This is a genomic window from Sporomusa sp. 246TCP1, from assembly GCF_057319775.1.
In genome coordinates this window covers 5,724,386-5,738,404 of record NZ_CM170492.1, presented here as the reverse complement: position 1 = coordinate 5,738,404, position 14,019 = coordinate 5,724,386, and the positions used below count along the sequence as shown (strand labels likewise).

Sequence of the window (14,019 nt, the reverse complement as noted above, 5' to 3'; positions counted from 1 at the left end):
ATTAATAGACTAACTCAGCATCAAACTCTACCACTCACTAGCAAGTTAGCTAACCACGCAAACGAAAGGAGGCCTGAATCTGTTAAGTTTATCTCCCTCAAAAATTAATTGTGAATGAACTAAGGAGTGAAACAATGCAACAACTAAATTGGTTAAGTAAAATACCACCAAAGAAATTATATTGCGGTTTAGCCACAGCAATCATCGGTCTCGGTATCATCGGGGGCGTTATCTTGAAAGATCATAACAAACCAGTAGCTGCAGCCGAAGAGATTGCAATAGTACGCACCGCGGTAATTGGCACGACAAAAAATACCCAGGAATATACCTATTCCGGTGAAGTACGCGGCCGCTATGAAAGTCAATTGGCTTTCCAGGTCAATGGAAGAATTACCAGCCGGAATGTTCAATTAGGCAGCCACGTTAGCGCAGGCGATTCGTTGATGCAAATTGACGCCAAAGATGTTGTGCAAACCGTTAATAGCAATTCCGCTCAGGTGTATTCGGCTGAGTCGCAGCTACAGTTAGCAGAGAGCAATCTCAACCGGTACCGTGAATTATTGGAAGGTGGTGCTATCAGTCAATCCCAATATGACCAGTATGCCAATGCCTACAATGTAGCCATTGCCGGGGTGCGGCAAGCCTCCGCTCAATATGAGCAAGGTACTAATCAACTGGATTACACGCTTTTAAAGGCCAATAAATCAGGTATTGTCTCCAGCATCTCTGCCGAAATAGGCCAGGTAGTCACTGCTGGACAAATCATTGCCACCGTAGTACAGGACGGTGACCGTGAAGTGGAAATCAGTGTACCTGAAAACCGCATTGAAGAACTGCGCCAAGCTAAAGACATCAAAGTCACTTTTTGGGCATTAGCCAACAATATGATTACTGGTACAATAAGAGAGATTGCCCCTATGGCTGATACAACCACTCGTACCTTTAAAGTACGCATTAGCTTACTAAACCCGCCACCAGAAATGAAATTAGGCATGACCGCTAGTGTAACCGTGGTCAGCAGCAATGTACCGCAAACCATAACTATTCCACTGACTGCCATTTATCAAACCGGCGATACGCCAACCGTTTGGGTGGTAACAGACAATATACTTACCTTGCGCCCCATAAAATTGGGCAACTTTATTAATGAAACATCACTTGAGGTCCTCAAAGGCTTACAGCAGGGTGATTGCATCGTAACCAAAGGCGTACATAAACTCAAAGCAGGACAAAAGGTACAAGTTGGCGGTGAGTCCCTGTGAAAAATTTCAATCTAACCGAGTGGTCGCTGAATCATAAACATTTTATCTACTTTTTCATGCTCCTATTTTTTGTCACCGGCCTCTACTCCTATAATAACCTCGGCCGGATGGAAGATCCGGACTTTACCATCAAACAAATGATTGTCAATGTCTCCTGGCCGGGTGCTGCTGCGCGGGAAGTGGAAGAACAAGTTACCGACAAAATAGAAAAAAAGCTACAGGACTTGCCAGGGCTTGATTATGTAAAAAGCTTCTCCAAGCCTGGGATAGCAGTTATTTACGTTCACTTAAAAGACACCGTTCCCCAAAAAGATGTCCGTCTTAGGTGGCTAGAAGCCCAGAAAATGGTTAACGACATTAAAAATACTTTACCGTCTGGGGCCTCTGAACCCGCGTTTAATGACCGGTTCGACGATGTATATGGTGTAATGTATGCACTTACCGGTGATGGCTATACCTATGAAGAAATGCGAGAAAAATCCGAACGTATCCGCCGTATTTTGCTGGGTGTCCCCTCTGTTAATAAAGTTCAACTTGTAGGTGTGCAAACAGAAAAAATTTATATTGAAATAGAAAATAGTAAATTGGCGCAGTTGGGAATTAGTCCTGATCTGCTTACTTCCACCCTAGCAGCACAAAACGCCAAGACAGCTGCCGGTATGTTGGAAACAGTATCTGACAATATCTATTTACGTATTACCGGTATGTTTGAGCAGTTGGAAGATATCCGCAATGTTCCTATTCAAGCTAACGGACGTACTTTCCGCTTAGGTGACATTGCCAAAGTAACCCGCGCCTACGCCGAGCCTAGTGACCCTAAATTTTATTATAACGGTGAGCCCGCCATTGGCATTTCGCTGGCGATGAAGCCTGGTGATAATATTCTTACCTTAGGCGAAAACCTGGCTAAGACTATTGAACAAGTAAAAAAAGAGCTGCCTGCCGGGCTGGAAATCCACCAAACCGTTAATCAGCCTGAGGTAGTAAAAACTTCGATTAATTTATTCATAGAATCACTAATCGAAGCCGTCGCTATCGTTTTACTTGTTAGCTTTGCCAGTCTGGGCGCCCGCGCCGGTCTGATTGTCGCCATGTGCATTCCCCTGGTTATTTTGATAACCTTCTGCTTTATGGATATGCTTGGTATTCAGTTGCAGCGAATATCACTGGGTGCCCTGATTATCGCGTTAGGTTTGCTAGTAGATGATGCCATCATCACCATTGAAACCATAATTGTCAAATTGGAACAGGGTTGGACCCGTTTCAATGCTGCCTGTTTTTCCTATACCTCAACAGGCTATCCGCGCTTAACCGGTGCCCTGGTCACTGTTGCCAGCTTTATCCCTGTCAGCTTGGCTGCCGGCAGCGGCTCTGAGTATTGTATAACTATTTTCTCCGTCATCGCCATTGCCCTGATTTCCTCCTGGGTCGTAGCCGGTACAGTTACCCCGTTAATGTCTTACTTGTTTATTAAGATTAAACCAAAAGCAACGAACGAAGACGAACATGATGTCTATGACACCAAGTTTTATAACCTATTTAAGCACACCTTGAATTGGTGCATGTTGCATCGCAAAATCGTGCTTGCTGTTACTGTAGCCTGCTTTTTCGGCGCCGTGGGTTTAATGGGCTTCGTCAAGCAGCAATTCTTCGCCAATTCTACCCGACCGGAGCTTATTGTTCAATTACAATTACCGGAAGGAGCCGCGATAAACAATACCGATGAAATCGCTAACCAAGTTGCCGAAAAACTGAACGACAATCCCCAGATTTCGTATTATACCTACCATGTGGGTGAAGGGGCGCCCCGGTTTGTCTTAAGTTTTGAGCCGACTTTTTCCAAAACTAACTTTGCCGAATTTATCATTGTTGCTAACGATTATAAGGCCCGTGACCAGTTGAACGTTTCACTCAGTAAGTTAGTGAATGATGAGTTTCCCAGCGTGCATGTTCATACCAAGATTATTCCCAACGGACCATCAGCTGATTACCCGGTTATGCTGCGCGTCAATGGCTATGACCAGGATAAGGTCCTCGAGATAGCCGAAAAAGTACGTATTGCCATGGAAGCCAACCCGGGAGCCAAAAATGTTAACCTCAACTGGAATGAAAAAAGTAAAACTATTCATTTAGCTGTTGATCAAGATAAAGCCCGCAATTTAGGCATTACCTCCCAGACGCTGTCTAATGCTCTCCAAGCCCAGTTAAGTGGTACGCCTTTTGCAGAATTTAGGGAATATGACAAAACCGTCAATATGGTTTTTCGCTTTGATTCACAGGACCGCTATGATCCCTCCCGCATAAAAAACCTCAATATTCAAGCCAGTAATGGTCAATATATTCCCCTTGATCAAATTGCCAAAATTAGCTTTGATACCGAACATGGCTTGATTTATCGCCGTGATTTAAAACCCATGGTTTGGGTACAGGCGGAAATAATCCCGGGAGCAACCGGTGATGATATCGCCCAGCAAGTATATGAAAGTCTTGCTGATGTACGCGCCAATCTGCCTTTAGGCTATAGCATCGATTATGATGGTACTAAAAGCGACAGTCTAAAAGCGACTACATATATAAATGCGACTATCCCGGCGATGCTTATTTCCATCATGGTTCTACTGATCACTCAGCTGCAAAGTATCCCGAAATTAATTCTAACACTGTTAACAGCGCCGTTAGGACTCATCGGGGTGTCTATCGGTCTTTTGGTTACCAACAGTGCCATGGGCTTTGTGGTAACTTTAGGAATTCTGTCCTTAGCAGGGATTATTATGCGTAACACAGTTGTCTTGATGGATCAAATCTCTCAACAGCTTGAAGCCGGTGAATCCCTTTGGGATGCCATTGTCAACGCTACAATCATCCGCTTTCGCCCCATCTGCTTAACAGCAGCTGCAGCTATTCTCGGGATGATTCCTCTATTTGCCGATGAGTTTTGGGGACCAATGGCGATCGCCATCGCCGCCGGTTTGGCCGGCGCAACAATACTAACCCTGGTCGTACTGCCAGTTATGTATGCTACCTTGTACAGAGCACAACCAGCTACAAACACACAGGATTCTGAAACAGCTACTATTGAAAATAAACCTTCTGTTTAATAATCCTTACTTGGTAAATATATTGAAATGGAGTTGTTACCTATGGAAAAACTGTACAAAAAAATTTTGGTGCCTATTGACGGGTCCAAAAATTCACTTAAGGCTTTGTCACACGCAGTGGCAATGGCACGTTCCTTAGATGCCGAAATCACCATCCTTTATGTATCAGTTTTATCGCAACAAACACCCTTATACGATCAGGTGAAAGGGACTACCATTCCGGCAAACATCTCTACAGATCCTGCAAATTTCGCTAAACAAATGCTTACAGAAGCTTTAAAACATGTTCCCGAAGGCACTCAAATTCAAACATATAATAAAGTGGGCGAACCCCGCATTGCTATTACAGAATTTGCTGAGCAAAATGGCTATGATATCATCATTATTGGCAGCCGGGGACTAGGAACCATTTCAGGCTTACTCCTAGGAAGTGTCAGCACCTACGTCGTCCGAAACTCCCACTGCCCTGTTCTAGTTGTCAAATAAGTTTACATTTAACCCTTTCATATATATATCTAGAAGGAGCCATTTTGTTCTAAGGAGTTGGTGACTATGAAAGACAATAAAAAAAAAATCATTATAGATATCGCCACATCTTTATTTGCCAAACATGGATTTGAAAACATTAGCTTAAAGCAATTGGCAATGGAAGCCCACGTAAATGTCGCCTCGATTTCATACTACTTTGGTGGTAAAGAACCACTTTACCAATTGATTTTGCAAAACCACTTTTCACCGGCCCTCAAGTCACTTCAGGAAATTGAAACAATAAATGGATTAACTGCAACTGAACGTCTTACCCAAGCCATTGTTAGATTAAAACGTCAACAGCCTTACCTGACTTCATTTTGGCATTATGAAAGATTGCGAGCCCCTATAAATGACAGTTCCATTGTAAAACAATATACCGCTGAGCTATATCATTGTCTTTTTACTTGCCTCAGCCAGGGGATTTCTGAACAGGAATTTATCCCTACCCTTCAGCAGCATCACCTAACAATCCTACTGCTGGAAATCATTCATTCCCCTTTTTGCGCTCCTGGACTAATGACCGAATCTACTCCTCTTGTTAAAGACGATTATAAAGACTATTCCCAGCAGGCATTTTATATTTTTATACAAGGGATAAAAAGAATTGAAAATTATCCTAACGAACAATCCTTTGTTGGTTAACAATAAAAAACCAGACAACAACAATACAGCTCCTCCATCCGTACAGAGTACTACTGGAAGAATGGGCTGAACTTACAGTCTATTGGTCACTAGTTAGCATTGAGATTATCGTGGGTTTAAAAAACCAGGCAATGCAATCTGTGATGAAAGTTTTGAATTCAAAATATACACAATGACTAGATGGCGGCAAATGAAGGCGGCGACAGCTGCATATCACCATGGTGGTATGCAACTATCGCCGTCTTTCACTAACTTTAGACCAAAGTTAGAATTTGGTTAAAAATACTAAATATCCTTTTCAATAGGGGAAAAAAATGGTTATATAGAAGATGGATATTTATTGACCAGGAGGTAAAAATTTATGCATGCTGACTATAAAAAAATATTAATTGTAGAGGATGAGCAGAAAATCGCCCGTTTTCTGCAAATGGAATTGGAACATGAGAGCTTTAAAACATTCATTGAGTCAAATGGACGTATAGCACTGGACCGTATTATCCAGGAAAGCTATGACCTGGTTCTCTTGGATATCATGTTACCGGAAATGGATGGAATAGAAATTTGCAAACGGGTGCGGGAGTTATCGGAAGTTCCTATCATTATGTTAACTGCTAAAGATGATATTATCGACAAAGTTACCGGGCTTGACACTGGCGCAGATGACTATATAACGAAACCGTTTGCTACCCCGGAACTTATTGCTCGTATTCGGGCTGCACTGCGGAAAAATAAAACGGCGCCTCCTTCATCGAATGACAATGAATTTCGGGTAAAAAAACTAGTTTTGTATCCTGAACGGTATGAAGCACACATTGATCAACAGGCGATAGAATTAACGAAAAAAGAATACGACCTCCTGGAATACCTAATCCGCAATCGAAATATTGTTCTAAGTCGCGAGCGTATCCTGCAGGAGGTTTGGGGGTATGAATTTATGGGAAATACCAAAGTAGTAGATGTCTATATTCGCTATTTGCGCAGTAAGCTGGATGAACGTTGTAAGCAAAAATATATTTACACAGTCAGAGGAGTTGGCTATGTGGTCAAAGATTAAACTTCTGCAGATGCCTATTTCTATTAAATTAACGATCCTTTACGCGTTCATTTTGTCATGCATCCTTCTGTTTACGAGCTGTCTAACTGTTGCAGGATTACTTTATGTATTTTTTACCCAAGCCCACGATGATTTACGGCAAAGTGTACTAAACGTAACTCATTACATCGAAAAAAATACCATTGACGATAGGTTATTATTATTAAAGGAAAACATCCTGTCTCAGGGGGTAATACTAAAAATATATGATGAGCAAAATTCCCTGATTATTGATAGCGATGCACATGTGTTGGGTAAGCATCCCTCTACTTGGAAAAACCATGATTTTGACTATTATAGAATTATATCTATGAAAGACGAGTTGTCACAACTTATCCACACTGATCATCTTTATTTCTATGAAACGAAAAAACAGTTTTCCATAAATGGACATTTGTTTAAGTTATATCTTATGAAACCGATGGTAGAGCAAAACCAATTCCTAAAAAATTTAATTGTAAACCTTTTTATCGCTAATATGCTGGGACTTATTATTGCAATCATCTCTGGTATATTTATTAGCAACAGGATACTACGACCTATTCGCAACATAACGGAAGCTGCCAAAGAAATAGAAATCAAAAATTTAGAAAAACGGATTACGCCGACAGATAGCAACGATGAACTTCATGAATTGGCTAAAACCTTTAATCATATGCTAAACCGAATTCAAATGGGTTTTGATAAGCAACGCCGGTTTGCATCAGATGCCTCCCATGAACTTAGAACACCGATAACGGTTATCAGCGGCTATGCCGACATGCTGGACCGCTGGGGCAAAAACGATCCTGCCGCCTTGCAAGAGGGAATTGAAGCGATAAAATCGGAAGCCAAAAACATGTATGACTTAATTGAGAAATTACTGTTTCTGGCCAGAGCTGACCAAAACCGCCAAGTTCTCAATAAGACCCCATTCAATACTTCGCACCTCATTGAAGAAATTTATCAGGAAACTTGTATGATTGCACCAAACCATACCATTATTCTTGCACAAAACCAACCCGCCGATATTTATGCAGACGCTGCCTCCATCAAGCAAATGTTGAGAATTTTTATTGAAAATAGTATAAACTATACCCCGAACGGCGGAAAAATCATTATTGACGCACAAAAATTAGAATCGCATTTTGAAATTACTGTTAAAGATTCAGGAACAGGTATCCCAGACGAAGATCTGCCTCATGTCTTCAATCGTTTTTACCGGGTTGATAAGTCCCGTTCCAAAGTTACCGGCGGCACCGGGCTTGGGCTTTCCATTGCCAGTTGGATTGCCGATCAGCATAATAGTACAATTCACTTAGACAGTACACTTGGTGAAGGAACTGAAATAATTGTCCATATTCCGCTCTGTTAAGTAAGCAACTGCAAACAACAGCTACAGCAAAACAAAACTGTGTAACCCTCCCTTATTGCCCGGAGGATTACACAGCTTTTTCATGTATTTTCAATCATAACTTCATCAAAATCTGCCTATTATATTTTCTATTTATACTATGTGATACATATCCTCAGCAAATCTTTTTAACGTCCTTTGCGTCTGTACTTGGTGTCCGCTTTGCCCACCAGGAAGCAAGAATAGGACCAGAGATATTATGCCATACACTAAATATAGCGCTAGGCAGTGCGGCAACAGGTGAAAGGTGAACCATAGCGAGGGCTGCACCCAAGCCCGAATTTTGCATGCCCACTTCAAAGGCTAAAGCTTTCGCTTTGGCTTCCGACATGCCGAATATTCTTTTGGCAGTAAAGTGTGCCAGAGCATAACCACAAAGGTTATGGATTATTACACCAATTACAACAATTCCTGCAACAACGACAAGACGCTCCGCGCTGGCGGCAACAACGGCCGCCACAATTGCTATAATCGACAGCACCGAAATTAGTGGCACAACCTTAATTAGTTTCTGCACGGTTGCACTAAAGATCTGCCGGAGGACAACTCCGAGAATGATGGGCACCAACACAATTTTAAGAATATCTATTAAAAGTGCGGTCGCATTTACCGGTATAAACTTGCCGCCCAGCCAAAGGAACAAGTAAGGTGTGACAAAAGGCGCAATAAATGTTGTAATAGAACTGATGGTGACCGAAAGGGCTACATCTCCTTTGGCCAGATACGTCATTACGTTAGATGCCGTACCGCTTGGCACGCAGCCGACCAAAATAAAACCGGCAGCCAAATCCGGGCTTACGCCCATAACTGATGCGATAAAATAGCCAAGCAGCGGCATAATAATAAACTGCAGCAGAATGCCGACTACAACGTCCATAGGCCGTTCAAACACCGCCTTAAAATCATCTTTGGTCAGTGTTAGACCCATTCCCAGCATAACGAGTCCTAAAAGCTGAGGTATGTATGGAACGGCAGCCTTAAATGGCGGTGGAAAGATGAATGCAAAAACTGCCACCACAATAACAAGCATCGCAAAATAGTTGCTTAAAAATTTTACAATCTTATCTATCATCGCATAAAGATCCCCTGTTTTTATTTTCATGCTCTCTCCTCCCACAAAATGTAAGCTGGGACGAACTGGACAACTGTGAAAACGCTCGTATAGATGGTACCGGTGCTTATTTTCGCTACCCGGTGGAAGTCTATGGTACCAACGGCACTACCAGGCTGGCAATGATGTATTTAAAAAGCCGGTTGGGAAACGCATCTCTTGCCAGTTCAGAATACATGGCACAGGTGCTGCAAGGAGCAACAACACAGGGATTGCCGGCCCCCTATATTGAAAAACTGCAAGCAATAGAAACAAAACCAGCTTTATATCCGGTACCCAGGCGTCCAGCTTATGAGCGTAGCAGTGGTTGTAACACAATGGACTGCGAGGCCTGTATAATTGATTGTGATAGCAGTAAATGAAATCTACAACCAGGAGGTTTTTGGCATGTCAGGAAAAAAGAAATGCACTAAATTGCAAATCTGGAAACAGCGTTGCGCAGGTTTTCAGCCATTTTTGCTAACGCCTTACTGGATGCCTCAATCTCTTGCATAGCAGCCGATTGTTCTTCGCCGGCAGCAGAAACAGTCTGGGTATGGCTTGCTGTATCCTTACTCACTTCGTCAATTTTCCGCACATAGCCAACCATTTGCTTACTACCACTGACCATCTGCTGAATATCACCCGATATTCTCTGCACCTGACCAGATACATGCTGGATAAGAGTAGCTATCTCTTCAAAGGTTTTGCCTGCACTATCAACAACCTCTGTCCCAATTTGGACTTCTCTGGTTCCGCCCTCCATAGCTTGAACGGCCGCTATTGTATCTGTCTGAATTTCACCAATTAATTCGCCAATCTGCCTTGCCGCCCCTTGTGACTGTTCAGCAAGTTTTCTTACCTCCTCGGCAACCACGGCAAACCCCCGGCCCTGTTCACCGGCTCGAGCGGCTTCAATAGCAGCATTTAGTGCCAATAAATTCGTCTGTCCGGCAATACTAGAGATAGCCTCAACAATTTGTCCAATTTCTTTAGACCGTTCCCCAAGCTTGGCAACAGCTTGCGCTGAACTGGTCACAGAATTTTTAATGTTAACCATCTGAATTGTAGCCTTGTCAACCGCTTCAACTCCGGTGACCGCAGCGTCGCTTGCCTTTTCGGTACTGGCAGCAACATTACCCGCGTTATTGGCAATTTGCGAAATACCATCAGACATCTTTTCCATATTCATTTGAGCAGCACTTGACGTCTCCAACTGGCTTGTCGCCCCCATGGCAACATTGGTAATAACGGTAGCAACCTGATTAGCTGTCTGCGCACATTCATAAGAACTTGCCGCCAACTGTTCAGAAGATGCAGCAACCTGCTCTACCGCCTGGTAGATATTTTTAATCAAGTTGTTTGTATTATTTCGCATAATATTTAAAGCAACCGCCAGATCACCAAGCTCATCATTAGCAGACACATGTACCGACTCACGCCAATCTCCTTCAGCAAATCTGCGAGTCTGCGTAAGCATTGTCGTAAGTGGGTTCCGAATTCTGCTGACAATGAAAAAACTTAGTATTACTCCAACAAGTAAAGATATGACACTCATAATACCGGCTACAGAAATTAGTCTGTTAGCTCCACCGATAGCATTGTCGGCACTACTTTGTACCTGCCCGTCATTGTATTCTTTTACTTCATCCATTAGCTTCGTTAGTTCAGTAGTAACAGGTACCTGAACGCTGGCATTTTGGTTCAGTTGGGCTTGAAACAACTGAATGCCTGCGGAATTGCCAGCCGCCTTTTCCCGGGCTAAGCTGCGAAGTATGGGTAGCGACTCATTAAGCGCTATATCCTTCCACTTTTTTGTGACATCAATCAGGCGTTGTACCTGCTCCTTTTTCTCATCAGGCGTTATAGCCAGCAATTGGTTTTGTTGCTCTATCATTTTATTCAATTCTTGCTCAACTTGCTGGTAATACTTTTCGTCTCCATAGGCAATCACACCGCGCATAGCAACAGCAACCCCCCGCTGCGACAACGCCGCACTGGCCGATATCCCACTACGCTGACTTGCCAGCTGGATCTCAGCGATTCGTTCCTTCATGGTTTGCAGCGAACTAAAGCAAATACCACTCAAAATAACGATTAATAAAAGGTTTACCGCAAAACCTCCCGCAATCTTTTTTCCAACAGTCAGTTTCAAAAACCACTCCCCCTTTTTTATAATTCCCGACTCCATTCTAGACATATTTCCACTCCCTGCCTGGCATCATCAACCCAGGCATCGGCATTGGTATATTCTCTTACTTTTTCATTAACTATCCCACCAATGAGAATTTTTATTTTTTTATCACGCTCAATTAGTCGAACCAATTGAATTGTTCGTTTTATGGACTCGATGCCGGGAGTAAGCAAACTACATAGACAAAGTACCCGAGCACCTGTTTCGGTTAAAGCCAGAATAAACTTATCTGGCGGTACATCAACCCCAAGGTCATACACTTCAAAGCCGTAACAGCGTAACAAAGAACCTACCAAGTTTTTACCGATATCATGAATATCACCCTCAATCGTGCCAAAAACAATTTTGCCAATAATCGGTCTTTTCTCAGTAGTTTCAACAACCGGCCCCAGAATGTCCATAATTTCTGAAAATATTTCTGAGGAAAGAATTAAATCGCCTAAAAAATATTCACCCCGCGAATACCTGTTCCCAACAGCCACCAGCCCGTCTCGGCATTTCTCAACAATATCCAGTGGTAATATACCAAGATTCAGACTTTTTTTAACCAGTTCGAGCGCCAATGGTTCATCAAGTTCACTGATAGCGTTCGCCAGAAGTTCTAACACCGTCAACGTTCCCCCTTCAAAGGTTGTTTGTCCGAAACTAACGAATACCGATCACCGCGATAGTAAAAAACCCCAACTCCGATAGGCTGATTATCATCGTCATACAAAGCCTGCTGCAATTTTAGTACAGGCTCCCCTTGCGCTACATTGAGTAATTTAGCATCAAATTCCCCGGCACTTTCAGCAGTAAGAATAGCTTGACTTCTTACTGGTAAAATAGAGGTATGAATCATAACAACCTCAGAAAAAGCCTTATATTGCAACTCATTCTCCAGAATGGGGCGCCCCTTGCTATACAGCATATATTTATGTTCAACAGCGATAGGTTCATTATCCGCCAAAAGAAGCCGGCAGTAATACAATATACCCTGATTAGCCTTCATACCTAACTTCACAGCAAATTCAGGGAGTTGTTTAAGAAACTGTACATTAATCAGCCGGCATCCGGGCTCTTTGCCCCGATTTGTCATATGAGCATGAAATTCTTCCATTAAAAATTCAGCTCGATCCAATAACGGTCTTGATACGAATGTCCCTTTTCCTTGTTGAGTACTAATAAGTCCGCGTTCGGCAAGCAGGCTCAGACATTTGCGGACAGTGGTACGGCTAATCTCATATTCACGGCTAAGCTCATTTTCTGATGGCAGCGACTCACCGGCCTTTAACTCTCCTACCAGTATTTTCTTCTCCAGTATAGTTGCCAATTGATAAAAGGGAGGAGTAAATGAATTTTTGTTAATTCTTTCCATTTTGTATTGAAATCCACCACCTTATCATAGCTGTTTATTATTGCCATTTACTTCTACATGAACAATACCCTTTCCTCCTCAAAATAGGGGATAGCCCCGGGTTGCCCCGGGGCGGATAATGAAACTTATCACACAAATTTATTTGGCAGCCGGTGGACGCAGAGGCAAAAGCATTAATATACCCACAATCGGCCCGGCAGCCATCATATACCAAACAGTGTTGAAGCTGCCGCTCATATCAATAACACCACCTAACACTAACGGGCCAATCATCGAAGCAATCTGAAAAATAAAGTTAGCAATACCATTAGCCGTCGCTGCCCATTCTTTTCCCGCATACTCTGAAACCATCAGGCTTAAATGCGGATTGGCGAGGTAAGAACAAAAACCGTATACAAAACCAATAATATTTAACATCTGCAAAGTTGTTTGCGAACCAAAATATACGGTCAATGGCACGCTTATGGCATAAGCAGCAATTAGAATATTTTTACGGTTACCTATTTTATCAGATATCCAGCCTGATACGACCGGTGCTATTAAGCCGCCCAAGCTATACCAAATCAGTACCATTCCGGCTTCTTTTACCGAAAACCCTAATTTCTTGACGTAAGCATTAGCCCAGGTAGCTAAACCAAGCTCCATCCACATCAGACAGAAACCGGCAATGGCAACCAATACAATATTACGGTTAGTAAAAAATACCTTGAAGCCACCAAAAAATGATTTTTCTCCTTTAGGTTCATCTGAAGTCTTAACCAGAAAATAAATCAATACCCCGAGTATTGCCGTAGCAATGCCTATTCCCTGGAACGCACCCTGCCAGTTGAAGGCATTATTCAGGGCAGGTACAACATAGTTTGCCAGCAATAATCCACCTGATGGTGCTGCCAGCAGCAAACCAAAGGCGGTTCCCCGTTCCCTGGCTGGAAACCATTCCATCAGCGCCCTGGCACAGCAGGACATGATGGCCCCAGCTCCTAAACCTGTCACAACCCGCAAGGTAAAGCCAATATCAAACGACGTTATTGACCCCATTGCCCACGTAGATATTCCCTCAAGCACTAAACTTACCCCTAAAATAGTACGGACACCAAAGCGGTCGGCTAATATGCCGGCAGGTACCTGAGTAATAACATAGCCGATATAAAATGCCGTCATATAAGCGCCTGCTTGCGACATGTTCATTTTCAGCACCGGCACAACTACCGGAATTAACGGCGGCCAGGCAAAACGCGACAGAAATGTAAGCACAAAACTGGCAAACATAAGCGCCATTATTACCCAACGATACTGACTATATTCTTCTTTCTGAACTTGGTTAACCATACAATTCCCTCCTTCAATTTGAGTAGTATA

Annotated in this window: 12 protein-coding genes; 7 read left to right on the top strand and 5 right to left on the bottom strand. The window is 42.8% G+C overall.

The annotated features are described in order from the left end of the window. Positions 1–134: 134 nt before the first annotated feature. From AC1ECB_RS27125 to AC1ECB_RS27100, 6 genes are all read left to right on the top strand, one after another. Positions 135–1,262, top strand: coding sequence for an efflux RND transporter periplasmic adaptor subunit (locus AC1ECB_RS27125; protein ID WP_485666655.1), 1,128 nt, complete (start codon positions 135–137; stop codon positions 1,260–1,262). Further along, on the top strand, positions 1,259–4,360 hold the full coding sequence (locus AC1ECB_RS27120) for an efflux RND transporter permease subunit (RefSeq protein ID WP_485666654.1): 3,102 nt from the start codon (positions 1,259–1,261) through the stop codon (positions 4,358–4,360). The genes AC1ECB_RS27125 and AC1ECB_RS27120 overlap by 4 nt, the downstream gene beginning before the upstream one ends. A gap of 42 nt (positions 4,361–4,402) precedes the next feature. After that, positions 4,403–4,846 (top strand): universal stress protein, encoded by a 444-nt coding sequence (locus tag AC1ECB_RS27115; RefSeq protein ID WP_485666653.1) that lies wholly within the window; start codon positions 4,403–4,405, stop codon positions 4,844–4,846. A gap of 66 nt (positions 4,847–4,912) precedes the next feature. After that, complete coding sequence (locus AC1ECB_RS27110; RefSeq protein WP_485666652.1) at positions 4,913–5,533, top strand: TetR family transcriptional regulator; 621 nt, start codon at positions 4,913–4,915, stop codon at positions 5,531–5,533. A gap of 361 nt (positions 5,534–5,894) precedes the next feature. After that, the gene (locus AC1ECB_RS27105) at positions 5,895–6,587 is read left to right on the top strand and encodes a response regulator transcription factor (RefSeq protein WP_485666651.1); all 693 of its coding nucleotides are present in this window, start codon (positions 5,895–5,897) and stop codon (positions 6,585–6,587) included. Next, positions 6,571–7,980: a sensor histidine kinase gene (locus AC1ECB_RS27100; RefSeq protein WP_485666650.1), complete on the top strand. Its 1,410-nt coding sequence runs from the start codon at positions 6,571–6,573 to the stop codon at positions 7,978–7,980. Before AC1ECB_RS27105 ends, AC1ECB_RS27100 begins: the two co-directional genes overlap by 17 nt. Positions 7,981–8,134: 154 nt before the next feature. Here the strand turns inward: AC1ECB_RS27100 and AC1ECB_RS27095 are convergent, their stop codons facing one another. Then, positions 8,135–9,121, bottom strand: a complete 987-nt coding sequence (locus tag AC1ECB_RS27095) for a bile acid:sodium symporter family protein (protein ID WP_485666649.1) — start codon at positions 9,119–9,121, stop codon at positions 8,135–8,137. Here AC1ECB_RS27095 and AC1ECB_RS27090 point away from each other — a divergent pair. Next, on the top strand, positions 9,070–9,492 hold the full coding sequence (locus AC1ECB_RS27090) for a gamma-glutamylcyclotransferase (RefSeq protein ID WP_485669416.1): 423 nt from the start codon (positions 9,070–9,072) through the stop codon (positions 9,490–9,492). The two genes, AC1ECB_RS27095 and AC1ECB_RS27090, sit on opposite strands and share 52 nt — an antisense overlap. A 47-nt stretch (positions 9,493–9,539) precedes the next feature. On the opposite strand, the gene AC1ECB_RS27085 is transcribed toward AC1ECB_RS27090, so the two are convergent. The 4 genes from AC1ECB_RS27085 to AC1ECB_RS27070 form a co-directional block, all read right to left on the bottom strand. Continuing rightward, positions 9,540–11,264, bottom strand: coding sequence for a methyl-accepting chemotaxis protein (locus AC1ECB_RS27085; protein WP_485666648.1), 1,725 nt, complete (start codon positions 11,262–11,264; stop codon positions 9,540–9,542). 17 nt (positions 11,265–11,281) lie between these two features. Further along, positions 11,282–11,911: a cobalamin B12-binding domain-containing protein gene (locus AC1ECB_RS27080; protein ID WP_485666647.1), complete on the bottom strand. Its 630-nt coding sequence runs from the start codon at positions 11,909–11,911 to the stop codon at positions 11,282–11,284. 2 nt (positions 11,912–11,913) lie between these two features. Further along, positions 11,914–12,660: a GntR family transcriptional regulator gene (locus AC1ECB_RS27075; RefSeq protein ID WP_485666646.1), complete on the bottom strand. Its 747-nt coding sequence runs from the start codon at positions 12,658–12,660 to the stop codon at positions 11,914–11,916. A gap of 138 nt (positions 12,661–12,798) precedes the next feature. Next, positions 12,799–13,989, bottom strand: a complete 1,191-nt coding sequence (locus tag AC1ECB_RS27070; RefSeq protein WP_485666645.1) for an MFS transporter — start codon at positions 13,987–13,989, stop codon at positions 12,799–12,801. Positions 13,990–14,019: the final 30 nt, after the last annotated feature.

Excerpts from the sequence above, each read along its gene's own strand:
- AC1ECB_RS27070 (WP_485666645.1), bottom strand. The coding sequence starts at position 13,989 with ATGGTTAACCAAGTTCAGAAAGAAGAATATAGTCAGTATCGTTGGGTA.
- AC1ECB_RS27075 (WP_485666646.1), bottom strand. The coding sequence starts at position 12,660 with ATGGAAAGAATTAACAAAAATTCATTTACTCCTCCCTTTTATCAATTG.
- AC1ECB_RS27115 (WP_485666653.1), top strand. The coding sequence starts at position 4,403 with ATGGAAAAACTGTACAAAAAAATTTTGGTGCCTATTGACGGGTCCAAA.
- AC1ECB_RS27095 (WP_485666649.1), bottom strand. The coding sequence starts at position 9,121 with ATGAAAATAAAAACAGGGGATCTTTATGCGATGATAGATAAGATTGTA.
- AC1ECB_RS27105 (WP_485666651.1), top strand. The coding sequence starts at position 5,895 with ATGCATGCTGACTATAAAAAAATATTAATTGTAGAGGATGAGCAGAAA.
- AC1ECB_RS27110 (WP_485666652.1), top strand. The coding sequence starts at position 4,913 with ATGAAAGACAATAAAAAAAAAATCATTATAGATATCGCCACATCTTTA.
- AC1ECB_RS27100 (WP_485666650.1), top strand. The coding sequence starts at position 6,571 with ATGTGGTCAAAGATTAAACTTCTGCAGATGCCTATTTCTATTAAATTA.
- AC1ECB_RS27125 (WP_485666655.1), top strand. The coding sequence starts at position 135 with ATGCAACAACTAAATTGGTTAAGTAAAATACCACCAAAGAAATTATAT.